This window comes from Streptomyces sp. NPDC001709 (genome assembly GCF_053596375.1).
The window spans coordinates 91,597-115,808 of record NZ_JBSFGB010000009.1 but is presented as its reverse complement, the minus strand read 5'-3'; the positions used below and the strand labels follow the sequence as shown (position 1 = coordinate 115,808).

Here is a 24,212-nt window from a genome sequence, read left to right as displayed (position 1 = left end):
GCCGACCGGCATGGCGGGCGGCGGCCCTTCGTTTGCGCGAGGCAGCTCGGTCTACTGGAAGCCACGGCCCGTGGCGGGCAGCGCGGACAGCGAGTGGCTGCCCTCGGCCAGCTGGACCTGGGACTCGGCGGCCGCCGGGAGGACGGTGGGCGGCGGGGCCGAGGGCTGGAAGGCGGGATCCCGGGCAAGGTCCGCCACGAGTTCTTCGATCTTCTGCCGGGTGGCCGAGCTCATGAGGAACACGTGCACGTACCGGCGCAGGACGAAGCCTCCGTCCTCGTCGGGAACGGCGACGTCCTCCGAGCAGTTGGTCCAGGACGAGTTGCGGCACGATGGTGCGATGAAACGCGACGGAGCGGGGGTGGGGGACGGCAGGCCCGTGGGCGCACGCGGGCTGATTGCCCAGCCGGTGGTGCCACCAGGGCCGATGCGGACGCTCAAGAAGCTGATCTACGAGGCCTATGTCGCGGCTGGTGCGCCCGCTCTGGACGCCATGGCGAAAGCGATCGCCGCCGAGGACGAACTCACCGCTGGTCCGGCTCGGGACACGATCAGCCGCATGATCGGGGACCCGACAGCGCCCGCGGATCAGGCGGATGTCGTCGCCTTGGTCACCGCGCTGACGCGCATGGTGGGCGGCGACGGGCAGCAGGCCGGCCGAGAGGCCGCTGCACTGTGGACGCAGGTACAGCTTGCCGAGCCGCTCGGCCGTCCGGTGAGCGATATCGATCCGTACGACCTGGAGGTCCATCACGCGATCACCCTGCGAGGTGCTGCCGGCCTGCCGACCTATGTGGAGCGCGGCCACGACATCGAATTGCGGCGCATCGTCGCCGAAGCGATCGAGGGCAACAGCCGGCTGGTGATGCTGGTCGGCACGTCATCGTCGGGGAAGACGCGTGCCTGCTTCGAAGCCATACGGCAGCTTCCGGACGGCTGGCGGTTGTGGCATCCCATCGACCCTGATCGGCGCCAGGCCGCTCTCGCTGGCCTCCACAGGGTCGGCCCGAAGACCGTTGTCTGGCTCAACGAAGCCCACCACTATCTGCTGGACCCCCAGCATGGCGAGCCGATCTCTGCCGGACTGCGCACCCTGCTGGCCGACTCCACCCGGGCTCCTGTCCTGATCCTGGGCACCATCTGGCCTGGCCCCGGATACTTCGACGACTTACGGGAGACCCCTCAGCCGGGCGGCATGGACCCAGACGGACCCCCTCGTCGTCCACCCGGACACAAGGACCCGTACGGACAGGCCCGAGTCCTGCTCGCCGGGCGCGACCTACACGTCCCCACCGCTTTCACGCCTTCCCAGATCGAGGAGATCAGCACGTCGAAGGACCCGCGGCTGGTCACAGCCGCACGGGCCGCCCACGACGGCATGGTCACTCAGTACCTGGCCGCGGGATTCGAGTTGGTCGCCATCCACAGCGAAGCCTCCCCGGGGCCGAGAGCCCTCCTCGACGCGGCGATCGACGCCCGCCGACTGGGCCACCCGCTCGGCCTCCCCCTCCCCTTTCTGGCTACGGCAGCCGAGGCCTACCTCACCGACACCGAATGGGATCTGCTGCCGGAGGACTGGCTCGAACAGGCGTTGACGCAGCTCACCAGACCGGTGAAGGGAGCGCGCGGCCCGCTGCACCGCCAGAGACGCCCTCGTGGCTCCGTCGGCTCTCCGTCTGCCGCAAGTGGCCAGACGTACAGGCTCGCCGACTTCCTCGTGGATCACTTCCGGGCCGCGCGCCGCGCGCTGCCCGTCCCTCCGTTGTTCTGGGAGGCTGCCGTGTGGCGCTGCGAGGGCGAAGCCGCACGGGACCTCGCCTCGGCAGCAGCCGCGCGGGGGCTCACAGAGACGGCCTGCCGATTGTGGGCCAAGGCCGGCGAGCACAGGAAGATCGCCCAATCGCTCATAGACTCGGGCCGCCTGAACGAAGCCATACCGTGGCTCGAGCAGGCACACAGGGCTGGGGATACCCAGGCCGCCCCGTTGGCCGCCAAGGAGTTGGCACGCGCGGGCCGACTGGACGAGGTGCCGCAGTGGTACGAGCTCAGCCCAGAAATCGACTCCGCACAGGCCAATTGGCGGATCGCCGAGACCCTGGCCGAGGCAGGACGAATCGATGCCGCCCTGCCTTGGTTCGAACGCGCCGCAGCGGGAGGAGACACCGACAGCCTGCTGGCCGCAGCCGAGGCCCTGGCGGACAACGGCCGGCTGACGGAAGCACTCTCCTGGTTCCAGCGGGCCGCCGCATCCGGCGACACCGACGCCTACGCATCGGCGGCCCAACGGCTGTCGGATGCCGGGCGTTTGGACGAAGCACGGTCTTGGGTGGAGCGCGCCGAGGAAGCAGGGCTTGCGGGAGGCCTTCGACCGGCAGCCGAGGGGGTGGCGAGAGCGGACGAAGCCGAGGACGCCCCGGTCCAGGCCTCACGGGGTGCCACAGCGGGATCCGTCGATATCAGCCCGGCGAATGACGACCGACCCACGCCCATCCGTCGGCTCGGTGAGGTCTCCGAATGGGCAGCGCGCGCCGCTGCCAGGGCAGAAGCCCAGCCCTTGGCCGCGCTCAGGCGCCTGGCGGATGCAGGCGAGGTGGACAAAGCGTTGGCATTGGCCGAAGAGGCCGCTGCAGCCGGTGATGCCGGCGCCCTGATGTGGGGAGCCCAACGACTCGCGGACGGGGGCCGGTGGGCCGAGGCCTTCGCCTGGTGCCGGCGTGCTGTCGCGGCAGGCAGCGAACTGGCTGCTCACCTCGCCGTGATCAGCCTGCACGAGCTTGGCCGCACCGCGGAAGCCGAGCAGCTTGATCGCTACGGATGGAACACGCGAGGAGACATCGCGGCTGCCTGGAGACTGGACTAGGGCTCACTCCTCGAAGAGCCGGCCAGCGGCGATGCAACCCCCCAGAGATCGCGAACTCGAAGCGGTAGTCGACCGGTTCGCCGGCCGTCACACGCCCCGCTGCCGCAGCGCCGACCCCGTCCTTCCCTTGACGACCTCCAGCTGCGCGTGGATCCGCCGCCGCAGGTCGGGGACGTGGCTGACGATGCCGACGGTGCGGTCCCGCTCCCGGAGGGAGTCCAGGACGTCCAACACCTCGTCCAGGGTCTGGTCGTCCAGGCTGCCGAAGCCCTCGTCGATGAAGAGGGTGTCGAGGCGGACGCCGCCGGCCTCGTCGGTGACGACGTCCGCCAGGCCGAGGGCGAGCGCGAGGGAGGCGAAGAAGGTCTCGCCGCCGGACAGGGTGGCGGTGTCGCGTTCGCGACCGGTCCAGGCGTCGACCACGTGCAGCCCGAGCCCGCTGCGGCCGCGTCCGGTGCGGTCGTCGGAGTGGACCAGGGTGTAGCGGCCGGAGGACATGCGCTGCAGCCGCGCGGTCGCGGCGGCGGCGACCTGCTCCAGCCGGGCCGCCAGCACATATGACTCCAGGCGCATCTTGCGTTCGTTGTCGGCGGAGGTGCCGGCCGTGAGCGCGGCGAGGCGGGCGACCCGGTCGTACTCCTCGCGGAGCGGGGCGAGCCGTCGTACGGCCTCGGTGGCGCGCGCGGAGAGGCGGTCCAGCTCGGCGCAGGTGCGGGCGGCCGCGTCGCGCGCGGACGCCGTCTCGCGCAGCCGGTGTTCGGCCGTGGCCGCCGTGCGCTCGGCCGTGGCCGGATCCGCGGGCGGGCGCTGGGCGGCGGCCGCGGTGTCGGCCTCCGCCAGCACCGCGCGTACGGCGGCCTCCTCCGTCTGCCAGGCGTCCAGGCGGTGCTGGAGCTCGCGGTGGGCCGCGGCGTCCAGGAGGGCGGCGGCCGCGGCCTGCGGGGTGTCGAAACCGGCCCGGTAGGCGGCGTCGGCGAGACGGGCGTCGGCGTCCTTCAGACGCTGGGCGGTGTCCTCGGCGGCGCGTACGGCGTCGGCGGCGTCGGTGAGCAGCGTCACCTGCCGCTCCAGCTGCGCGGCACGGGCGGCCACGCTGCCAAAGCCGCCGCGCGCCTTGGTCAACTCCGCCTCCAGCTGGGCCTGTTCACGCTCCAGGGTCTCCCGCCGGGTGAGCCGGGAGGCGGCTCGTACGGCGGCCTGCTGGCGGTCGGCGAGGCGCTGCTCACGCTCGTGCTCGGCGCGCCGCAGCTCCTCGTGGGCGGCGTGCAGCGCGGAGGCGTCGCGGCGGGCGCGGGCGTACTCCTGCTCCAACTCGGCGGCGGCGGCGTCGAGTTGTGCGGTGAGCGTGTCACCGGCCTCGGCGGTGGCGGCGGCCAGGGCCTCGCGGAGGACCCCGAGTCGCCGTTCGTCCTCGGTGTGCTGCTCCTCGGCGCGCTGGTGGGCGGCGAGGGCCCGGTCCTCGGTCTCGCGGTCGACGTGTCCGGCGATCTTCCGGGCCGGTGCGGGGTGTTCGGTGGCTCCGCAGACGGCGCAGGGCTCGCCGTCGGTGAGGTGGGTGGCCAGCTCGGCGGCGATGCCGTTCAGGCGCTGTTCCTTGAGGTCGAGCCAGTGGGCGCGGGCGTCGAGGGCGCGCTGTTCGGATGCGAGCGTCCGGCGCTGTGCGTCCTGGAGTTCCGCGGCCAGCTCGTCCCGGGTGCGGGCCGCGGTCAGGCGCCTGCGCATCGGTTCCCGCTGGACGGCCAGCTGTTCGGCGCGGGTGGCGGCCTCCTGGGCGGAGTCGACGCGGGACTGCAGCGCCGCGCGGGTGGCGTCCCAGCCGGCGAGCCAGGCCTCGGCCTCGCGGAGCACGTCCTCGTCGGCGCGCTCCTGGCGGTCGAGGCCGGACCGCTCCTCGGCCAGTTCGGCGAGGCGCCGCTCGGCGCGCCGGGCCGCGTCCAGGCCGCCCAGCTCCTCGGCGGCCCGGCGGGCGGCGGAGGCGAGGCCGCCCGGGCTCGCGTCGGCGTAGGAGCCGGGGAGCATGCCACGCGTGCGTGCCTCGGCCCGGGTCGCCCTGCGGTGCTCCTCCTCGGCGGCCTCCCGCAGCTCCAGCGCGGGCGCGACCGCCTCCGCCTTGCGGGCCCGCTCCATGCGCTGCTGGGCCTCGTGATGGGCGCCTGCCCGCTCCTGGAGCCGCTCGGCGCGCCGCCGGGCTTCGGCGAACCGGCCCTGCAGCCGGGCGAGTTCGCGTTGCTCGTCCAGGGCGCGCCGGGTCGCGGCGTGGGCCGACTCGGCGGCGGCGAGCCGGCAGTGGGCGACGGTGAGGCGTTCCCGGGCGGTGGCGCGGGCGATGGCGGCGGCGCCGAGGACGGCGTCGGCCAGGCCGGGGTCGCCGGGGGCCGGCTCGGGCAGCTCCATGGCGTCGCCGGCCTCCTGCTGCATGCGGTGGGCGTCGGCGAGCAGTGCCGCGTCGCCCTCACGCACGCGTGCCTCGGTGGCGCGACGGCGTTCGCCGAGGCGCTTCTCCACGTCGGCGAACCGCTGGGTGTCGAAGAGCCGGCCCAGCAGCCGGCCGCGGGCCTCGGCGTCGGCACGCAGGAAGCGGGCGAAGTCGCCCTGGGGCAGCAGCACGACCTGGCAGAACTGCTCGCGGCTCATGCCGAGCAGCTGGGCGATCTCCTCGCCGATCTCCTGGTGGGAGCGGCTGCGGTCCTTCCAGGCACCGGCCGTGGCGTCGTACTCGCGCAGCCAGGTCTGGGCCTTGTCGACGGTGGTGCCGGTGCCGCGCAGTTTGGGCCGCTCCCAGGGGGGCTGCCGGGTGATCTCAAGGCGGCGGCCGGCGACGGTGAGGTCGAGGCGGATCTCGGTGCGGGTGCGCGGCTCGGCGTGGTCGCTGCGCAGGTTCATGCCCTGGCCGCTCTGCCGGGCGCCGGGGACGGAGCCGTACAGGGCGTAGCAGACGGCGTCCAGGACGGAGGTCTTGCCGGCGCCGGTGGGGCCGTGGAGCAGGAACAGGCCGGCGGCGGACAGGGCGTCGAAGTCGATGCTCTGGGGGCCGCCGAAGGGTCCGAAGGCGGTGATGTCGAGCCGGTGCAGCCTCACCGGGCAACCTCCCGCACGGCGGCGTCGGCGCGCACGGCGTCGAAGGCCTCGCGCAGGACGGCCGCCTCCCGCTCGTCGGGCCCGGCACCGCGCACATGGGCGACGAAGTCCTGGGCGATCTGCTGGTCGCTGCGGCCCGCGAGACGCCGGGCGTACGACACCTGGGGGTCGTCCGGGGCGCGCTCGGGGTCGAAGACGAGGCTGAGGGTGTGCGGGAAGCGCTCGGTGAGCCGGGCCATGGGGTCGGCGGGGCGGACGGCGTCGGTGAGGGTGGCCTCGACCCAGGCGTCCTCGTGGCGGGCCGGCTCGGGGTCGGCGAGGAGGTCGCCCAGCGTGCCCCTGATGCGGGCCAGTGGGCGCGGCACGGGGCAGTCGACGCGCTCGGCAAAGACGGATCCGTCGGCGTCGAGGTCGATCAGCCACATGCTCTTGCGGTGGTCGGCCTCGGAGAAGGAGTACGCGAGCGGAGAGCCCGAGTAGCGCACGCGCTCGGTGATGGTCTGGCAGCCGTGCAGATGGCCGAGCGCCACATAGTCGACGCCGTCGAAGACGCCGGCCGGTACGGCGGCGACCCCGCCCACGGTGATGTCCCGCTCGCTGTCACTGGCCTGGCCGCCGGTGACGAAGGCGTGGGCGAGGACGACCGAGCGGGTGCCCGGCGCGCGCGTGGCGAGGTCGGCGCGGACGCGGTCCATGGCGGCGCCGAGCACGGTCTCGTGACCGGCCTTCTCCACCGCGAACTCGTCCTTCACCAGGGCGGGTTCGAGATACGGCAGGCCGTAGAAGGCGACATCGCCGTGGTCGTCGGCCAGCACGACCGGGGTGCCAACGGCGGACGGCTCGGTGCGCAGGTGGATGCCCGCGCGGCCGATGAGTCCGGCGCCGACGCCGAGGCGGCGGGCCGAGTCGTGGTTGCCGGAGATCATCACCGTGGGCACGCCGAGGTCCGCGAGGCGGTGCAGGGCGTCGTCGAACAGCTCGACCGCGGCGAGCGGAGGCACCGCGCGGTCGTACACATCGCCCGCCACGACCACCGCGTCCACCTCGTGCTCACGCACGGTGGTGACGAGGTGACCGACGAACTCGGCCTGGGCCCCGAGCATGTTCACCCGGTGGAAGGCCCGGCCGAGATGCCAGTCGGACGTGTGCAGGAGTCTCATGATCCCCGAGATTAACGGCCGGGTCTGACATCACGGGCGGTTAATGCCGTATCAGCCCGCCATGCCCCCGACCTGCCGCCGGTTATGTCCCATTCGAGGCGAACGTCACGCATCTCCGTAGGCTTCGCCGCCGAGTTCGAAGCCCGCCGTGCCCGCCGTCGCATCGGCGAGCCAGGCGCGGAAGGCGTCCACGTCCGCGTCCGGCAGGCCGATCTCGATGGTGACCGCCTCGCCGTAGTGGACGTCGCGCACCTCGCGTCCGGTGGCGCGCAGGTCGTTCTGGACCTTGCCCGCGCGCTGGTGGTCGACGGTCACGGTGGCGAGCCGGAAGCGGCGGCGGGTGAGGGTGCCGAGGGTGTCCAGGGTCTCGCCGACGGCGCCGCCGTAGGCGCGGATGAGTCCGCCGGCGCCGAGCTTGACGCCTCCGTAGTAGCGGGTGACGACCGCGACGACGTAGCGCATCTCACGGCGCAGCAGCATCTGGAGCATGGGGACGCCGGCGGTGCCGCCCGGTTCGCCGTCGTCGCTGGCCTTCTGTACGGAGGCGTCGGCGCCGATGACGTACGCCCAGCAGTTGTGGGTGGCGTCGGCGTGCTCCTTGCGTACGGAGGCGATGAAGTCCTGCGCCTCCTGCTCGGTGGCGGCCGGGGCGAGGGCGCACAGGAAGCGGGAGCGGTTGATCTCGATCTCGTGCACGCCCGCGTGGGCGACTGTGCGGTACTCGTCCTGCATCCCGTCAGCGTATGCGCTCCGCTGGGGGCGCCGGGACGGGCGGTGCCGCAATCCGCCGTCGTTCACCTGCGGCGCCGCTGTGGCTGGTCGCGCCCGCGCGGCGGTAGCCGCGTATCAGACACAGCCCCGCGCCCCTTCGGGCCTTCGGGCGCGGGCGCTACCCCTTCCGTCCGCGCGGCACCGTGAACGACGTCAGCAGGGCCGTGCCCGGGCCGAGGGCCGGCCAGCCGGTGCCGCGCCAGGACAGGACGGCGATCGCGGACGTCGGGAACTTGGTCCGGACCCGGTCCAGCGTGTCGTCGAGACCGTCCCGCGCCACCTCCAGGACCAGCTCCTCCAGCCCGGGGTTGTGCCCGACCACCAGCAGCGTCTCCACCTCCGGCGGTGTCTCGCGGACCGCCTCCAGCAGCTCCGCCACGTCGGCCGCGTACAACCGCGAGTCGTAGCGCACCGGCGGCGGAGTGCCCCACTCGGCGGAGGCCAGCTCCCAGGTGCGGCGGGCGCGCACGGCCGTGGAGCACAGGGCGAGGTCGGGCAGGCAGTCGGCCTCGGCGAGGGCGCGTCCGGCGGCCGGGGCGTCACGCAGGCCGCGCGGCGCGAGCGGCCTGCGGTGGTCCTCGACGCCCTCGGGCCAGGCGGACTTGGCGTGCCGCAGCACCACCAGCCGGCGCAGCGGGCCCGCGCCCGCCCGCGTGATCACCCGAGGCTCCCGAGGTCGCGGGCGAGGTCGAGGGCCAGCAGGCGGTCGGCGTAGACGTACGTCTCGAAGCGCGCCCCGTCGGGCAGGTCCGGGGCGCTCGCCACATCCCGCAGCGCGTCCAGCACTCCCGGCAGGTCGAGGTCGTCCTCCCACGCGGAGCGCAGCCGCGCCCGCACCTCGTCGGGCACCGGTCGCGACGGCCGCCGCGCCCACCCGGCCACGTCCCGCCGCCACCCGGCCAGCCAACGGGCGGCCTCCTGCAGCACGGCCGAGTCGAGCCGGACGGGTTCGCTCCGCGGGACGGCGAGGAGGGCGAGTCTCAAGGCGGCGGGGTCGGCGAGCAGGGCATCGAGCGGGGGGTGGGCAGGGGGCACGGGGGCGTGGGCTGGAGCAGACTCGGTGATACGGCCGGAAACCGACTCGGAGGCCCCGCCGAAAGCCGGCTCAGGAGCACGCTCAGAAGCCCACCCAGGAGCACGCCCGGAAGCCGACTCGGGAGCATCGCCGGGAGTCGACCCAGGAGCCGACTCGGAAGCACGCCAGGATGCCGGCCCGGGAGCCTCGGCGGGACTCGGCCGGGGCGCGGGCTCCGCCCGGCTCGCTGCGCCGGACCCTTCGCCGCCGGACTCCGGGCCGCCACCCCGCGCCGCCCCGGACCTGGCGGAACGCGCACCCCCCACCTCATCCGCCACTCCACCCGAAGCCACCCCACCCGAAGCCACCCCGCCCGAAGCCACCTCACCCGAAGCCACTCCACCCGAAGGCGAATCCGCACCCCCCGGCGCACACGGCCCCGCCCCCGGCTCGCCCGGCACCGGCCCCGCCCACTCCACCGGGGCCACCAGCATCACCGGGCCGTCGCCGCGGGCAGTCGTCTCGTCGGCCGTTACCTGGATCGCCTGGGCCTCGCCCAGACCCGACGCGAGGTCGCGGGCGTCCTCGAAGGGGCGGATGGAGAGGGTGGCCGCCGCGGTGCGGAGCTCGGCGGCGCGGTGGGGGGCGGTGAGGATCGTCCAGACCGGGGTGCCGGACAGTTCCAGGGCCCGGACCAGGAGGTCGGCGGTGAGCAGCACCCGCAGGGCCGTCGGGTCGAGGCCGGAGGCATGGGCCTCGATGCGGGTCAGGCCGCGTCGGGCGGGCGCGGCGGGGACGGGCTCACCGGTTCGGGCGTCGAGGATGCGCAGCACGGGGCGAGCGTAGGCGGGTGGACGGTCGTACGCGGGCATCTTGGGTCGATTCCGGACGTGGTGGCGGGTGGCGGGACGGGGATCCGGACCGGGAATCCGGAGCCGCCGGGTTGCTGTTGTCCTGGGGACCAGTTTCCCGCAGCCCCGAGGAGGCGGCCGTGTACGGCGACGAAGCGAGGATCCGCAGGATCCTGACCGAGCTGGGCGACACCTGGGCGGTCGTCGGCCTGTCCACCAACCGCGACCGGGCCGCGTACCGGGTGGCCCAGGTGCTCCAGCGGTTCGGCAAGCGGATCGTGCCGGTGCACCCCAAGGCCGAGACGGTGCACGGCGAGCGGGGGTACACCTCCCTCGCGGACATCCCCTTCGAGGTCGACGTGGTCGACGTCTTCGTCAACAGCGAGCTGGCCGGCGCGGTGGCCGACGAGGCTGTGGCCAAGGGGGCGCGGGCGGTATGGTTCCAGCTCGGGGTCGTGGACGAGGCGGCCGACGAGCGGACCCGGGCGGCCGGTCTGGAGATGGTCATGGACCGTTGCCCGGCCATCGAAATTCCCCGTCTGAACTAGCGAATCTCTCCTTCTACTTACAATTGGGCGCTGAATATTGACATTCGTACTGGGCATCTGACCTGTAACAAGGGCGTAACCGAGGGTGGACCCAAGACACCTAAGATCCCAGGTCAAGTTTTGGTTAACACTCTTTTGCTGAGTCGGAAAGCATCCCTAGCCTGTGGCCTCCTTGCTCGTTAATCCTGCGTTTACGATCTGAGAGGCCCCTTGACATGGCGAATGTCGACCAGGCTGCACCGGTAGCCACAAGCGACACCGGTGGTCTGCGCCGCGACGTCGGACTCATCGGTCTGATGTGGGCCTCGGTGGGCTCCATCATCGGCTCCGGTTGGCTCTTCGGTGCCGAGAAGGCGGTCGTCGCGGCCGGTCCCGCGGCGATCATCTCGTGGGTGATCGGTGCGGTGGCGATCGTGCTGCTCGCGCTGGTCCACGCCGAACTTGGTGGCATGTTCCCGGTGGCGGGCGGTACCGCGCGCTACCCGCACTACGCCTTCGGCGGCCTGGCCGGCATGTCCTTCGGCTGGTTCTCCTGGCTGCAGGCCGCGACGGTGGCCCCCATCGAGGTCGAGGCCATGATCGGCTATGCCAAGCACTGGCACTTCGCCGACGGTCTGCAGAACACGAACGGCACGCTGACGACCAGCGGCATCGTCGTCGCGGTCCTGCTCATGGCGCTCTTCGTCGCCGTCAACTTCCTCGGTGTCCGTGTCCTGGCACACACCAACAGTGCCGCCACCTGGTGGAAGATCGCCGTCCCGCTCGCCGCGATCTTCATCATCGCCATCGGCAACTTCCACCCGGCCAACTTCACCTCCGAGGGCTTCGCCCCGTTCGGCGCCAAGGGCGTCCTCACCGCGATCAGCTCCAGCGGCATCATCTTCGCGCTGCTCGGCTTCGAGCAGGCGATCCAGCTGGCCGGCGAGAGCCGCAACCCGAAGCGTGACCTGCCGCGCGCGACGCTCGGTTCGGTCGCGATCGGCGCCGTGATCTACGTCCTGCTCCAGGTCGTGTTCATCGCCGCCCTGCCGCACGCCTCCTTCGCCAAGGGCTGGGCGAACCTGGCCTACGCCGGTATCAGCGGCCCCTGGGCGGGTCTGGCCTCGCTGGTCGGTCTGGGCTGGCTGGCCTGGGTCCTGTACGCCGACGCGATCATCTCCCCCGGCGGCACCGGCCTGATCTACACCACCGCCACCTCCCGTATCTCCTACGGCCTGGCCAAGAACGGCTACGCGCCGAAGGTCTTCGCCAAGACCGACTCGCGCGGTGTGCCGTGGTTCGGCCTGGCGATGTCGTTCGTGACCGGTGTCATCTGCTTCGCGCCGTTCCCGAGCTGGCAGACGCTGGTCGGCTTCATCACCTCGGCGAGCGTGCTGATGTACGCGGGCGCCCCGCTGGCCTACGGCGTCTTCTCGGACCGGCTGCCGAACCACGAGCGTCCGTACAAGCTGCCCTTCGGCAAGTTCATCTCCCCGCTGTCCTTCGTGGTCGCCAACCTGATCATCTTCTGGTCCGGCTGGGACACCCTGTGGCGCCTGGGCTGCGCGATCCTGATCGGCTACGTGCTGCTCGGCTCCTACGCCGCCTACGCGATCCGCAAGGGCCTGCCCAACGCGCCGCGGCTGGACTTCAAGGCCGCGCAGTGGCTGCCGGCCTACCTGGTGGGCATCGGCGTGATCTCCTACCTGAGCACCTTCGGCGGTAACGGTGACCTGCCGCTGTGGTGGGACATCCTGGTCGTCGCCGCCTTCTCGCTCGGCATCTACTACTGGGCCAAGGCGACCGCCTCCAAGCCCGAGCAGATCGAGCGCGACATCGAGGACGTCGTCGTCACCGACGCCCCGGCGCACTGACCCCGCTCTCCCCTGGTGTCCCGTCAGCCGAACGCGGCTGACGGGACACCGTCATAATGCGGGGGTGATCTCCCCTTCCCCCCACCCCGGCTCCGCGCCCGGGGAACGCCGTACGGTCGTCATCGTGGGCGCCGGTCCCGCCGGGCTCACCGTCGGCAACATCCTGCGGGCCGCCTCCGTCGACTGTGTCGTCCTGGAGACCGAGAGCAGACAGTTCATCGAGACCCGGCCGCGGGCCGGCGTCCTCGAGGAATGGGCGGTGCGCGAACTCGGCCGGCGCGGACTGGCCGAACGGCTGTCCCAGCGGGCCGAGGTGCACAGCGCCTGCGAGTTCCGCTTCGCCGGTGAGCGGTACCGCTTCTCCTACGCGGACCTGGCAGGCAGCCACCACCACGTCTATCCGCAGCCGTTGCTGGTGACGGACCTGGTGCGGGAGTACGCCGACGTACGCGGCGGCGACATCCGCTTCGGGGTGCGCGACGTGACGCTGCACGACCTGGACTCGGACCGGCCGGCGGTGTCCTACCGCTGCCCGCAGACCGGTCAACGGCGGCTGCTGCGCTGCGACTTCGTCGCGGGCTGCGACGGGGCACGCGGGGTGACGCGGGACGCGATACCGGAGGAGCGGAGGCGGATCGCCCGGCAGGACGACGGCATCGGCTGGCTGGCGTTGCTCGCCGAGGTCCCGCCGTCGACGGACTGCGTCCTGTTCGGCGTCCATCCGCGCGGTTTCGCGGGGCAGATGCCCCGCAGCCCCGAGCTGACCCGGTTCTACCTGCAGTGCCCGCCCGGCGACGATCCGGAGAACTGGCCGCACGACAGGGTCTGGACCGAGCTGCGCGAGCGGCTCGGCGCGGCGGGGGCAGCCCCGCTCACCGAGGGCCGGCTGATCGAGAAGCGCGTCCTGGACATGCACCACTATGTCGTCGAACCCCTCGCCCACGGGCGGCTGTACCTCGCCGGGGACGCCGGTCACCTGGTCGCGCCCATCGCCGCGAAGGGCATGAACCTCGCCCTGCACGACGCCTTCCTGCTCGGCGACGCGCTCACCGCATACGTCACGAAGGGCGAGGCCGACGGCCTGGACGGCTACTCCGCGGCGTGTCTGCGCCGGGTGTGGGACTACCAGGAGTTCTCGCAGTGGCTGTCGGACATCTACCACGGTGTCGCGTCGGGCGACCCGTTCCGCGCCGGCACCACCCTGGCCCGGCTGCGCAGGCTGTTCACCTCGCCGGCCGCGGCGGCGGCCTTCGCCGAGCAGTACCTCGGCACGGCAGCCGCCTACTGACCTTCCGGGTGCCGCTCGGCGAGGTGGTGGTCCGCTGTCTTCAGGGCCTCCTCCACCAGGCGGCGCAGGTGCCCGTGCGGGAGCGAGTAGATCACCCGGCGGCCCTCCTTGCGGGTCTTCACCAGGCCCGCGAGCCGCAGCCGCGCCAGATGCTGGCTGACGGCGGGCCGCGCCGCGCCGCAACGCTCGGTGAGCGTCGTGACATCGGCCTCGCCGGCCGTGAGGGCATGCATCAAGGTGAGGCGGGTGCGGTCGCCGAGCAGGGCCATCAGCTCGGCGGCGAGCGCGAACTGCTCCTCGCCCGGGCTGCGCGGGTGCGCATGGTGTGCAGGTGATAGGTGCAAGCGTGCGCTCATACGCACATACTGGTCCCGTGGACGCCGCACGTCCACTCCCACACCGGAAGGGGACCCACGTGAACGACCGGCACTCGCACGGGCACCGCGGGCCAGGGCACGAGGAACACGCGCACGCGGGCGGCCGGCAGGTGCGGGACGAGCACTCGCACGGCCACGGCGGGGACGGCCACGACCACGACCACCCGGGGCACGGCCATGACCGGCATGCACGCGGCCGCGGCGAAGCCGGGCACGCGCACGGCCACGGCCATGACCACGCGAGCCACGCCCACCCCCACACCCCCGGTCTCCGGCACCGTCTCGCGCATCTCCTCACCCCGCACTCCCATGACAGCGCCGACAAGGTCGACCGGGCCATGGAGGCCTCGGCGCGCGGGATGCGGGCGTTGTGGGTGTCGCTGGCCGTTCTCGGGGCGACCGCGCTGACGCAGGCCGCCGTGGTGGCCGTGTCCGGGTCGGTGGCGCTGCTCGGGGACAGCGTGCACAACGCCGCCGACGCGCTGACCGCCGTACCGCTCGGCATCGCCTTCGTGCTGGGGCGGCGGGCGGCGACCCGGCGGTTCACCTACGGCTACGGCCGGGCCGAGGATCTCGCGGGGCTGGTGATCGTGCTGACCATCGCCGCCTCGGCGGCGTTCGCCGCGTGGGTGGCCGTGGGGCGGCTGCTCGATCCGCGCCCGGTGACGCATGTGCCGGCGGTCGCGGTGGCCGCGCTGGTCGGGTTCGTGGGCAACGAGTGGGTGGCCCGGTACCGGATCCGAGTGGGCCGGGAGATCGGCTCGGCCGCGCTCGTCGCCGACGGCCTGCACGCCCGCACCGACGGTTTCACCTCGCTGGCGGTGCTGGTGGGCGCCGGAGGCTCGGCCCTGGGATGGCAACCGGCCGACCCGGTCGTCGGGTTGGCGATCACGGCCGCGATCGTCTTCGTGCTGCGGGACGCCGCGCGGGAGGTGTTCCGGCGGATGCTGGACGCCGTCGACCCGGCACTGGTGGACCGGGCCGAGCGTGCGGTGCGGGCGGTGCCGGGCGTGCGTGAGGTAGGTGAGCTGCGGCTGCGGTGGATCGGGCACCGGCTGCGGGCCGAACTCGCGGTGGTGGTGGACGGAGAGGCGACGCTACGGCAGGCGCACGCGATCGCCGTAGAGGCCGAACACGCCCTGCTGCACGCCGTACCGAGGCTGACGGCCGCCCTGGTGCACGCCGATCCGGCACCGGCGCCGGGCGAGCGGGACCCGCATCTGCCGCTGGCCCATCATCTGGCGGTGTGATCGACAGATCCGTTCCGGCCGAGGCCGCCCACCTTCCGGCCTGACCTGCGGTTTTCGCCAGGGCCCAGGGAACAGATCTGCCATTCACCGACCTCAGGCGAGCCCGAGGCCCTCCAGCACCACGGCGCCCGGCAGTTCCGCCAGGGCCTTGCCGGGGACCAGCAGCTTGCCGCGGCGGCGTCCGCTGCCGACGAGGACGTAGGGGAGATCGACGACGGCCGAGTCGATCAGCAGCGGCCAGTCGGCGGGCAGTCCGACCGGGGTGATGCCGCCGTACTCCATGCCGGTCTCGCCGGTCGCCGTCTCCATCGACGCGAACGAGGCCTTGCGCGCGCCGAGTTGGCGCCGGACGACGCCGTTGACGTCGACCCGGGTGGTGGAGAGCACCACACACGCGGCGAGCGTGGTCTCGCCGCCCCGCTTGCCCGCGACCACCACGCAGTTCGCCGACTGCTCCAGCAGGTCGCGGCCGTAGTGCTCCACGAAGACGGCCGTGTCGGCCCAGCGCGGGTCGGTGTCGACGTAGAGGACACGGTCGGCGGGGACCGCGCCCTGCCAGTGGCGTACGGCGTCGGCGACCGGGGCGGTCAGCTCCTGGAGGCAGTCCGGGACGGGGGTGGCGGTGTCGAAGTCTCCGATGGGTGCGCGCATGGCCGCACGCTAACAGCCCGCCGCGGCCCCGGTTCAGCGCACGGGCGGTACCGAGACGGCCATCACCATCTCCATCGGTACGTCGCCCTCGTTGCCGTAGGTGTGCGGGGTGCTCGCCTCGAACGTGGCGCTCGCGCCGGTCGGCACGAGGTGCTGCACACCGTCCACGGTGAGGGTCAGTTCGCCCGCGGTGACGTGGACGAGTTCCACCGTGCCGACCGGGTGCGGCTCGGAGGGGCTCTGCTCGCCCGGCATCAGCCGCCAGTCCCACATCTCCAGCGGGCCGGGGGCCTCCGTGCCGGCGAGGAGGCGGTTGTAGCTGCCGGCGTCGGTGTGCCACAGCCGTACGGCCTGCTCGGCGGGGACGATCCGGACGGTGGGGCCCTGCTCGTAGTCGAGCAGGGTGGTGATGCTGATGCCGAGCGCGTCGCCGATCTTGACGACGGTGCCGATGCTGGGGTTCGTCCGGGCCTGCTCGATCTGGATGAGCATGCCGCGACTGACACCCGCGCGGGCGGCGAGCGCGTCCAGGGTGAAGCCGCGTTCGGTGCGCCAGCGCTTGACGTTGCGCGCCAGGGACTGGGTCAGCAGGTCGAGGTCCGACACATCACGTCCATCGAGGGGAGTTCGAGGGTTCCGGGAGGCCCGGGACGCCCTGGGGTTCAATATATGGGATGACAGGGTTCACTTCACTGAACTACGGTGGGGTGTACCTGATCGTCCATCGAACTGTACTGCGAGGCCGGCCGTGACAGCATTCTTCGCCCTGATGACCAGCCTCCTGTGGGGCCTGGCCGACTTCGGCGGCGGGCTGCTGACACGGCGGACGCCCGCGCTGACGGTCGTGGTCGTCTCGCAGGCCATCGCGGCGACGGTGCTGGGCGCGATCGTCATCGCGACCGGCGGGTGGACCGAGGCCGGGCCCCGCCTGTGGTTCGCGTTCGCGGCGGGGCTGGTGGGGCCGGTGGCCCTGCTCTCCTTCTACAAGGCCCTCGCGCTCGGCCCCATGGGGGTCGTCTCGCCGCTCGCCACGCTGAGCGTGGCCGTACCGGTCGGCGTCGGCCTGGTCCTCGGCGAGCGACCCGGGCTGCTCCAGGTCGCCGGCATCGCGGTCGCCGTCACCGGGGTCGTCCTCGCGGGTGGTCCACAGCTGCGTGGTGCGCCCGTACAGCGGCGGACGATCCTGCTCACGCTGGTCGCGGCGCTGGGCTTCGGCACGGTCTTCGCCCTGATCACCGAGGCCTCGACCAACGTCACCGGCCTGTTCCTCGCCCTGTTCGTCCAGCGGCTGACGAACGTCGCGGTCGGCGGGGCCGCGCTCGCCGTGTCCGTCCGGCGGGGTGGTCGGGCGGTGCCGGAAGGCGGCTTCCCATGGGCCTCGCTGCCCGCGCTGGCCTTCGTCGGGCTCGCCGACGTGGCCGCCAACGGCACCTACGCGGTCGCCGCCCAGCACGGCCCGGTCACCGTGGCGGCCGTCCTCGCCTCGCTCTATCCAGTGGTGACCGCACTGGCCGCCCGCGGCTTCCTCAGCGAGCGACTACGGCCGACCCAGGCAGCAGGAGCGGGCCTGGCGCTACTCGGCACCTTGCTACTGGCGACCGGCTGAGTCACCGGGGCCGGGGCAGCCGCGGTCCGCCGCTCGCGGCCTGCGCCACCGCGGCCGCCTACGGCACCCACGCGGTCACCGCCCAGGCTACGGACGACCCAGGCAACAGGATCGGGCCTTGCGCTACTCGGCACCCTGCTACTGGCGACCGGCTGAGCCACCGCCGCCGGGGCAGCCACCGTCCGCGCACGCGGCCTGCGCCAACCCGGCCGCCAACGGCACCCACGCGGTCACCGCCCAGCACAGCCCCGTCACCGTCGCGGCCGACCCAGGCAACGGGAGCGGGGCTTGCGCTACTGAGTCACCGGCGCCGGGGTAGCCGCGGTCCGCGCTCGTGGCCTGTGGCGGCGACCGCAGCGCGTGGAATGGTTCAGCTCTCGGTTTCCAGTTCCGCGAGCCGGGCCACTGCGTCCTCGTCCAGTTCCGCCAGCGCGCGCAGCTGCTCCGGCGTCATCCCTTCCGGGATCGGCACGGGGGCGGGCGTCCTGAGCGGTGGCTGCCAACCGGCCTCGGGCGTCCAGCGCCGGACGACCCGGGCGGGTGCCCCGGCGACCACGGCGTGATCGGGCACCGTGCCGCGCACCACGGCGCCGGCCGCGACGACGACGTTCCGGCCGATCCGCGCGCCCGGCAGGATCACCGCGCCGGTGCCGATCCAGCAGCCCGGGCCGATCTCCACGGGCTCCATGCGCGGCCACTGCCTGCCGATGGGCTGGTGCGGGTCGTCGTAGGAGTGGTTGGTGGAGGTGACGTAGACGTACGGGCCGAAGTAGCAGTCGCTGCCGATGGTGACCGTCGTGTCCGCGATGACGTGGCTTCCGCGCCCGAGGACGACTCCGTCCCCGATGCGCAGGATCGGCTCCGGGCCGAGATCCAGGTCCGGCATCAGACCGGCGGTCAGGGTGACCTGTTCGCCGACGATGCAGTGGGAGCCGAGGTGGATCCAGGGTTCGCCGAAGACGGTGCCGAGAGGGAAGGCGAGCCTGGTGGCTTCGCCGATCGCGCCGAACTTCAGGCGGCCGGGATGCTCGGCGGTGACGGAGCCCGTGCGTTGCGCCCAGGCCCAGGCCGCGTGCACCGCACGTTGGGCGAGGCTGCGGCGCCAGGACGAGAACGTGTTCTTGGGCTTCGGCACGGGCTTACGTTACTCAGCGGTTGCCTTGGGCGAGAGAGCGGGCTGCTGTGATCTTTGCCCCACCCCGTGTCGTACCGTGCGGGGTACTTACGGATGCGAGGAGAACCGTGATGACGCAGCAGGCGCTGATTGTGGGCATCGGCGGCAAGGAGCCCCAGATCGATCCCGAGGCGTTCGTGGCACCTACGGCTTCCGTGATCGGGGACGTTACGCTCCGCTCCGGGGCCAGTGTCTGGTACGGCGCGGTGATTCGCGGCGACGTCGAGCGGATCGAGGTCGGCGCGAGCAGTAATGTGCAGGACAACTGCACACTGCATGCGGATCCCGGGTTCCCCGTCAGCGTGGGTGAGCGGGTGTCCATCGGGCACAACGCCGTGGTGCATGGGGCGACCGTGGAGGACGACTGCCTCATCGGGATGGGGGCGACCGTGCTGAACGGGGCCGTGATCGGCGCCGGGTCGCTCGTGGCCGCTCAGGCTTTGGTGCCGCAGGGGATGGTGGTGCCGGCCGGGTCACTGGTTGCGGGAGTGCCGGCGAAGGTCAAGCGGCCGCTCTCCGAAGAGGAGCGGCAGGGGGTCACCCTCAACGGCACCATGTACGCCGAGTTGGCCAAGGCGCACACGGACGTGCATCAGTAGGCGCGTTCGCGGGTGCGGGTCGTCGGGGTTGCCCGCCCTCACTCACCGGCGCTTACCGGTTCCGCTTCCCGGTCGTGCCGCTGCTGCGCCTTCTTCGCCTTGCGCTTGATGATCAGCATGGAGGCCAGGCCGATCAGGACCGCCGCTGCGAGGCCCACGTAGGAGAACTTCTTCAGCCAGCCCTCGGCGACGACGCCCACGTAGTAGATGACGGCCGTCGTGCCGCCCGCCCAGCAGATGCCGCCGAGGATGTTGGCGATCAGGAACTTCCAGTACGGCATGTGGAGGACGCCCGCGAGCGGGCCGGCGAAGATGCGCAGGAGGGCGATGAAGCGGCCGACGAAGACGGCCCACATGCCCCACTTCTCGAACGACCGCTCGGCGGTGGCCACATGGCCCTCGCTGAAGTGTCTCGGGAACTTCCTGCCCAGCCAGGCCAGCAGCGGGCGGCCGCCCTTGCGGCCGATCGCATAGCCGATGGAGTCGCCGATCACGGCGCCGGCGGTCGCGCAGGCGCCGAGGACGACCGGGTTGATGCCCGAGTGCTGGGAGGACATCAGCGCCGCCGAGACCAGGACGATCTCGCCGGGAAGCGGGATGCCCAGGCTCTCCAGACCGATCACCAGGGCCACCAGGGCATAGACGGCGGCCGCGGGCACCGTGTCGAGCCATTCCTGGACGTGCACCGCCGGATCCTCCCCTGTCGCCGTCCTTGCCTTGCGGGGCGCCGCATGTAAAGCGCGTCCCAAGGGAAGGCTACCTGGTCGGCGGTGAACGGCGGCTTGCGCGCGTCCGCCCGGCGGCACCGTCCCGCCCTCGGTCCTTCGGTTTTCGGACATCCCTGTGTCACGCGGGCGGGGAAAGCTCCACCGGTATCGCCCGACCCGCCTCCCCAGGTCCCCACCGGGGGACCCGCCGCGGAAGGACGACGTCCCCGTGTCCTCACCGTCCCCCTCCTCCTCTCTGTCCTTCCTGTCCTCGCTGTCCCCGCTCTCCTCACTCCCCCTGCCCCCGGGCTCCTCGCTCGCACGGGGAACGGCTTCGCCCCGGCCCGCGTCTTTCATGGCGGGCCGGGGCGTGCGGCTGGCCCTGTGCCTGGCTCCGCTGCTGCTGGCCGGCGGCTGGGCCTTGGCCAACCGGCCCGTGGTGTACGAGGGGATGCGGCGGCTCGTGGCCGCGGATCCCGGCTGGCTGCTGGCCGGGGGCGGATTCACCTGCCTGAACTGGGTGGCGGCCTCCTGCGTACGGCAGGGCGCCCTGCCCGACCGGGTGCCGCCGGGATTGCTGCTGGCCTCGCAGTTCGGCGCCGGTGCCGCCAACCACGCGCTGCCCGGCGGGCTCGGCGCGCATGCCGTCACCGTGCGCTTTCTACGGGCGCGCGGGGTGCCGCTGGACCGTGCGACCGCGTCCATCGGGCTGTACTCGCTGGCGAAGTCCTCCGCCAAGACGGTCGTGCTGGTGGTCTTTCTCGCGGCGTCGCCTGCCTGGCGGCGGCTGGGCGAGCTGGTCCCGGACGGGCGGCTGCTGGTGCCGCTCGCCGCGGTCGTGGGCGGTGTCCTGGCGGTGGCGGGGGCGCTGCTGACGCTCGTACGGCCGTTGCGCCGGCCCGTGACCGGGCTGCTGCGCTCCGCCCTCACCGACGCGCGGGAGGTGCACACGCGGCCCTCCCGGGTGGTCGCGCTGTGGGGCGGGGCGGTCGCGATGCCGCTGATGCAGGGGACCACCCTCGCCTGTGTCGGTGCCTCGCTCGGGCTGGGACTGCCCTGGGCGCACGTGGTGCTCGCCTATCTCGCGGCGGGCACGGCCGTGGGGGCGGTGCCGGCGCCGGGCGGGTTCGCGGTCGACGCGGCGCTGGTGTGGACGCTGGTCGCCTTCGGCTCCCCGCCGGCGGTGGCCACCGCGACGGTCATCGGCTACCGGGTGCTGACCGACTGGGTGCCGCTGCTGCCGGGCACCCTGACGCTGTCGGCGCTGATCCGGGCCAAGGTGCTGTGAGCCGGTTCTTGAGCCACCCGCCCATCCGCCCACCCGAACTCGGGTGTTGATCAGGCGCCCCTGAAGGCCTCCGCGCCGGGCCGCGCCGCGGTCACTCCCTGCGCGCCACCAGGCGGTACGCGTTGGAAAGGCCGAGGCGGTCGGACAGGGGGCGGATCGCGAACCGGTCGAGGAGCGTCGCGGTGAGGAGCGCGGGCACGCCTGCGAGGAGGAGTGCGGTGCGGGCGGCGCGGCGCAGGGCGCCGGGCGGCTCCGGCAGCCAGGGGGCGTCCTCGCGCGGGGCGGTGTGGTCGAGCGCCAGCCAGACCGCGGCGAGCAGGTCGACCGGGTCGTGCGCCGCGGCGTGCTGCTCGGCCACCACCGCGAAGCCGAGTTCGGTCAGCCTGCGCCGGAGGTTGGCGACGGGCATGAAGTGCAGGTGCTGCGGCTGGAGCCAGGGCAGCCACCAGCGGCCGAGCAGCCTGGCGTAGCGGCTCTCCGGGTCCGGCACCTCGATGAGGAGGTGGCCTCCTGGGCGCAGGGCCTCGTGGGCTGCGCGCAGTTCGCGGTCCGGGTCGGCGCTGTGCTCCAGGTAATGGAACATGCTCACCACGTCGTAGCGGGCGGTGAGTTCGGGGGCGAGGGCGGGGAACGCGCCGCGGTGGGCGTGGTCCACGCGGCCTTCGCGGGCGGCGAGTTCGACGCCGTCGGTGAAGTCGAGCCCGTCGAAGGAGGTGCCGGGCAGCACAGTGCGGGCGGTCGCGCAGAAGTGGCCGTGGCCGGTGCCGACGTCCAGCCAGGTCTTCGGGGCGGGATGGTGCGGCAGCATCGCCTCGGCGCGGCCCCGGTACATGGCGCCACGGCCGCCGAAGGTGCCGCTCATGCGCTGTTCGCCGAGGCCGTCGTAGAAGTCCCGGTAGTAGAACTCCAGGCCGTCTTCGGTGAGTTGGGGGTTCTGGAAGGTGTGGCCGCAGTCGGCGCAGTGGTCGAGGGTGAAGCGGCCGGGCTTGTGCTGGAGCAGGTCGGTGGTGCGCAGGCGGGTGTCGAGCCGGTCCGCGCCGCACCAGGGGCAGTCGGTGCGCCGGGCGGCGAAGAAGCGGTCCGTGCCGGTGGCCAGGTCCCGCTGGTAGGCGGGGCGCAGCGCGGCGATGCGGGCCGTCTTGTCGGGCTGATCGTTCTCGGTCATCGGCTCTCCGCTGCGAGGTGTTCGAGGTGGACCGCCGCGGCCGTGGCGCCGCCCGCCGCACGGAAGGCGCTGCGGATCCGGGCGGCGGCGGCCCGGTGGGCGGGGTCGGTGAGGACGGTGTCGAGGGCCGCGCCCAGCCGGTCCGCGTGGACCCGGCCGAAGCGGACGCGGACGCCGGCGCCCGCGTCCACGACCTGTCCGGCCACCACGGGCTGATCGTCGCGGATGGGCGCGACGACGAGCGGGACACCGTGCCAGAGGGCCTCGCACACGGTGTTGTGCCCCGCGTGGCAGATGACGGCGTCCATCCGTTCCAGCAGGGCGAGTTGGGGCACCGACGGCAGGACCAGGACGTCCTTGTCGCCGGGCGGCACCGCGAGGGCGCCGCCCGGGTCGGCGATCACCGCCTGCACCCGGTCGGCGCGTTCCCGCAGCGCGGTGCGGCATTCGGCGAGGAACCGGCCGCCCGCGTCGGCGTTCGCCGTGCCCAGGGTCACCAGGACCTTCGCCCGGCCCTGGTCCAGTCGCGCCCAGGGGAAGCCGGGCCCGGCCGGGCGGCCGCCGAGCGAGGGGCCGATGTAGTGGATGTGCGCGGCCAACGGCGCCTGGGGACCGATGAGTTCGGGCGTGCTGAAGATCAGCAACAGGTGCGGTGAGGAGCGCGGGTCGGCGGTGCCGGACGGGTCGCCGATGCGGGTGCGCAGCTCGGTCAGGCGGTGCCGCAGCCAGGCGGCGACCTTCGGCAGACCGTCGTAGGCGCCGGTGAACTCCGCCGAGGTGGTGGCCGAGGTGGCCCACGGCAGTGCGAGGCGTTCGGCCACCAGGGCACCGGCGAAGGCCTGCTGGTCGGCCACGACCACGTCCGGGCGGAACGCCTCGGCCGCCGCGCGGACACCGGGCGCCATGGCGTCGGCGAGCGGCAGCAGATACCACTCCCACAGGAACTTCAGCGCCTCCGCGCCCCGCAGGTCCGGCGGTCGTACGACGCCCTCGGCGCCCGGCACCGCGCCCGCGCAGCCGAACACCTGGGCGTCCGCGCCCGCGAGCCTCCGCACCAGTGCCGGGTCCGCGCACACCCAGGCCACCCGGTGCCCGCGCGCGGCCAGCCGGGCGGCGACACCGACGGCGGGGTTGACGTGCCCGGTCAGCGGCGGCACGACGAAGAGGAAGGCGCTCATCCGACACCCGCCCCCGCGCCGATCAGGTCCAGGATGTGCCCGCCGACGGCCGCCGGCGCCTCCACCAGCACGGAGTGCTCGTGTCCCGGCAGTACGACCGCCCGGTAGTCGGTCAGCAGGTCCTTCATCAGCGGCACCAGGTCCGCGAGGTCCGACTCGCCGCCGTACACGCCGAGGACCGGGCAGCGTACGGCCCTGATCGCGTCCTCGGTCAGCACGCGGCTGGCCGGGATGTCCCGGCCGAGGGTGGTCTCACGGGCGAGCCGGGCCGCGCCCTTGGCCAGCCGGGCGGTGTTGTGGCCGCGGTTGGCGGTGATCCAGGCGATCGCGTCGGGCTCGTTGTGGGCGAGTTCGGTCATGACCCGGTCGAGGATCCGGCCGAGCTTCGCCGCCCAGGCGGTGGTCGCGGGCTCGGACTCGATCAGGGTCACACCGGCCGTGCGCTCCGGGTGCCGGGCGGCGTAGCCGAAGGCGATGGTGCCGCCGTAGGAGTTGCCGACGAGGTGGACGGGCCCGGTGATGGCCAGCCGGCCGAGGAGCGCTTCCAGGTCGTCGATGTTGTGGTCGAGGGTGTAGCCCGCCGGCGGGCGCTCGCTGCGGCCGTGGCCACGCAGGTCGTACATGACGACGTCGAGCCCGGCCGCGGCGAAGCGTGGCGCGACGGTGAAGTAGTAGCTGGCCAGGCTGTCGGTGAGCAGCCCGTGCACCAGGACCACCGTGGCGTGCGGGAGGCGGCCGTCGGCCGGTCCCGTGCGCTGGACGTGCAGCCGGATCCCGCCGGCGTCGACCATCG

Annotated in this window: 21 protein-coding genes and 2 pseudogenes; 8 read left to right on the top strand and 15 right to left on the bottom strand. The window is 73.1% G+C overall.

All coding sequences use genetic code 11. The features are described from left to right. Positions 1-51: 51 nt before the first annotated feature. Positions 52-441, bottom strand: coding sequence for a hypothetical protein (locus ACWC0C_RS16410; protein ID WP_450864582.1), 390 nt, complete (start codon positions 439-441; stop codon positions 52-54). Here ACWC0C_RS16410 and ACWC0C_RS16405 point away from each other — a divergent pair. After that, positions 428-2,860 carry a tetratricopeptide repeat protein gene (locus ACWC0C_RS16405; protein ID WP_450864581.1) on the top strand — a complete coding sequence of 811 codons (2,433 nt, stop codon included), beginning with the start codon at positions 428-430 and terminating at the stop codon, positions 2,858-2,860. The genes ACWC0C_RS16410 and ACWC0C_RS16405 overlap by 14 nt on opposite strands. 87 nt (positions 2,861-2,947) lie before the next feature. Here ACWC0C_RS16405 and ACWC0C_RS16400 read toward each other — a convergent pair whose 3' ends face one another. The 6 genes and pseudogenes from ACWC0C_RS16400 to ACWC0C_RS16375 form a co-directional block, all read right to left on the bottom strand. Beyond that, complete coding sequence (locus ACWC0C_RS16400) at positions 2,948-5,938, bottom strand: AAA family ATPase (RefSeq protein WP_450864580.1); 2,991 nt, start codon at positions 5,936-5,938, stop codon at positions 2,948-2,950. Beyond that, the gene (locus ACWC0C_RS16395; RefSeq protein WP_450864579.1) at positions 5,935-7,098 is read right to left on the bottom strand and encodes an exonuclease SbcCD subunit D; all 1,164 of its coding nucleotides are present in this window, start codon (positions 7,096-7,098) and stop codon (positions 5,935-5,937) included. The genes ACWC0C_RS16400 and ACWC0C_RS16395 overlap by 4 nt, the downstream gene beginning before the upstream one ends. A gap of 105 nt (positions 7,099-7,203) precedes the next feature. Further along, positions 7,204-7,830 (bottom strand): YigZ family protein, encoded by a 627-nt coding sequence (locus ACWC0C_RS16390; protein WP_450864578.1) that lies wholly within the window; start codon positions 7,828-7,830, stop codon positions 7,204-7,206. A gap of 157 nt (positions 7,831-7,987) precedes the next feature. Next, positions 7,988-8,530 carry a SixA phosphatase family protein gene (locus ACWC0C_RS16385; protein WP_449195409.1) on the bottom strand — a complete coding sequence of 181 codons (543 nt, stop codon included), beginning with the start codon at positions 8,528-8,530 and terminating at the stop codon, positions 7,988-7,990. After that, positions 8,527-8,913: pseudogene (locus ACWC0C_RS16380) on the bottom strand (hypothetical protein); the annotation flags it as partial. The gene ACWC0C_RS16385 and the pseudogene ACWC0C_RS16380, both read right to left, overlap by 4 nt. A 414-nt stretch (positions 8,914-9,327) precedes the next feature. Next, positions 9,328-9,756, bottom strand: a pseudogene (locus tag ACWC0C_RS16375) (hypothetical protein); the annotation flags it as partial. Positions 9,757-9,875: 119 nt separating this feature from the next. Between ACWC0C_RS16375 and ACWC0C_RS16370 the strand changes: the two are divergent. From ACWC0C_RS16370 to ACWC0C_RS16360, 3 genes are all read left to right on the top strand, one after another. Beyond that, positions 9,876-10,283 carry a CoA-binding protein gene (locus tag ACWC0C_RS16370; protein WP_450864577.1) on the top strand — a complete coding sequence of 136 codons (408 nt, stop codon included), beginning with the start codon at positions 9,876-9,878 and terminating at the stop codon, positions 10,281-10,283. A 215-nt stretch (positions 10,284-10,498) separates the two neighbouring features. Beyond that, the gene (locus ACWC0C_RS16365) at positions 10,499-12,136 is read left to right on the top strand and encodes an APC family permease (protein WP_449195407.1); all 1,638 of its coding nucleotides are present in this window, start codon (positions 10,499-10,501) and stop codon (positions 12,134-12,136) included. Positions 12,137-12,200: 64 nt separating this feature from the next. Beyond that, positions 12,201-13,424 (top strand): 4-hydroxybenzoate 3-monooxygenase, encoded by a 1,224-nt coding sequence (locus ACWC0C_RS16360; RefSeq protein WP_450864576.1) that lies wholly within the window; start codon positions 12,201-12,203, stop codon positions 13,422-13,424. On the opposite strand, the gene ACWC0C_RS16355 is transcribed toward ACWC0C_RS16360, so the two are convergent. Further along, positions 13,418-13,780 (bottom strand): ArsR/SmtB family transcription factor, encoded by a 363-nt coding sequence (locus tag ACWC0C_RS16355; protein WP_449195405.1) that lies wholly within the window; start codon positions 13,778-13,780, stop codon positions 13,418-13,420. The genes ACWC0C_RS16360 and ACWC0C_RS16355 overlap by 7 nt on opposite strands. Before the next feature lie 131 nt (positions 13,781-13,911). Here ACWC0C_RS16355 and ACWC0C_RS16350 point away from each other — a divergent pair, with 131 nt between their 5' ends. Beyond that, positions 13,912-15,051 carry a cation diffusion facilitator family transporter gene (locus ACWC0C_RS16350; protein WP_450864684.1) on the top strand — a complete coding sequence of 380 codons (1,140 nt, stop codon included), beginning with the start codon at positions 13,912-13,914 and terminating at the stop codon, positions 15,049-15,051. Positions 15,052-15,144: 93 nt separating this feature from the next. Here ACWC0C_RS16350 and ACWC0C_RS16345 read toward each other — a convergent pair whose 3' ends face one another. Both ACWC0C_RS16345 and ACWC0C_RS16340 read right to left on the bottom strand, forming a co-directional pair. After that, positions 15,145-15,702, bottom strand: a complete 558-nt coding sequence (locus ACWC0C_RS16345) for a YbaK/EbsC family protein (RefSeq protein WP_450864575.1) — start codon at positions 15,700-15,702, stop codon at positions 15,145-15,147. Between the two features lie 33 nt (positions 15,703-15,735). Then, entirely contained in the window at positions 15,736-16,308 is a 573-nt protein-coding gene (locus tag ACWC0C_RS16340) for a helix-turn-helix domain-containing protein (protein ID WP_450864574.1), read from the bottom strand. Between the two features lie 142 nt (positions 16,309-16,450). Here ACWC0C_RS16340 and ACWC0C_RS16335 point away from each other — a divergent pair, with 142 nt between their 5' ends. After that, complete coding sequence (locus ACWC0C_RS16335) at positions 16,451-17,308, top strand: EamA family transporter (protein WP_450864573.1); 858 nt, start codon at positions 16,451-16,453, stop codon at positions 17,306-17,308. A 370-nt stretch (positions 17,309-17,678) separates the two neighbouring features. On the opposite strand, the gene ACWC0C_RS16330 is transcribed toward ACWC0C_RS16335, so the two are convergent. Next, entirely contained in the window at positions 17,679-18,443 is a 765-nt protein-coding gene (locus ACWC0C_RS16330) for an acyltransferase (protein ID WP_449195401.1), read from the bottom strand. A 110-nt stretch (positions 18,444-18,553) separates the two neighbouring features. On the opposite strand from ACWC0C_RS16330, the gene ACWC0C_RS16325 reads away from it, so the two are divergent. Continuing rightward, positions 18,554-19,081 (top strand): gamma carbonic anhydrase family protein, encoded by a 528-nt coding sequence (locus ACWC0C_RS16325; RefSeq protein WP_449195400.1) that lies wholly within the window; start codon positions 18,554-18,556, stop codon positions 19,079-19,081. 38 nt (positions 19,082-19,119) lie between these two features. On the opposite strand, the gene ACWC0C_RS16320 is transcribed toward ACWC0C_RS16325, so the two are convergent. Continuing rightward, positions 19,120-19,767, bottom strand: a complete 648-nt coding sequence (locus ACWC0C_RS16320) for a DedA family protein (protein ID WP_450864572.1) — start codon at positions 19,765-19,767, stop codon at positions 19,120-19,122. A 250-nt stretch (positions 19,768-20,017) separates the two neighbouring features. Here ACWC0C_RS16320 and ACWC0C_RS16315 point away from each other — a divergent pair, with 250 nt between their 5' ends. After that, positions 20,018-21,076, top strand: a complete 1,059-nt coding sequence (locus tag ACWC0C_RS16315; RefSeq protein WP_450864571.1) for a lysylphosphatidylglycerol synthase transmembrane domain-containing protein — start codon at positions 20,018-20,020, stop codon at positions 21,074-21,076. Between the two features lie 91 nt (positions 21,077-21,167). On the opposite strand, the gene ACWC0C_RS16310 is transcribed toward ACWC0C_RS16315, so the two are convergent. The 3 genes from ACWC0C_RS16310 to ACWC0C_RS16300 are packed head-to-tail and all read right to left on the bottom strand — an operon-like array spanning position 21,168 to position 24,210. After that, complete coding sequence (locus tag ACWC0C_RS16310; RefSeq protein ID WP_450864570.1) at positions 21,168-22,241, bottom strand: class I SAM-dependent methyltransferase; 1,074 nt, start codon at positions 22,239-22,241, stop codon at positions 21,168-21,170. Continuing rightward, complete coding sequence (locus ACWC0C_RS16305) at positions 22,238-23,419, bottom strand: glycosyltransferase (RefSeq protein ID WP_450864569.1); 1,182 nt, start codon at positions 23,417-23,419, stop codon at positions 22,238-22,240. Before ACWC0C_RS16305 ends, ACWC0C_RS16310 begins: the two co-directional genes overlap by 4 nt. After that, positions 23,416-24,210, bottom strand: a complete 795-nt coding sequence (locus ACWC0C_RS16300; RefSeq protein ID WP_450864683.1) for an alpha/beta fold hydrolase — start codon at positions 24,208-24,210, stop codon at positions 23,416-23,418. Before ACWC0C_RS16300 ends, ACWC0C_RS16305 begins: the two co-directional genes overlap by 4 nt. Positions 24,211-24,212: the final 2 nt, after the last annotated feature.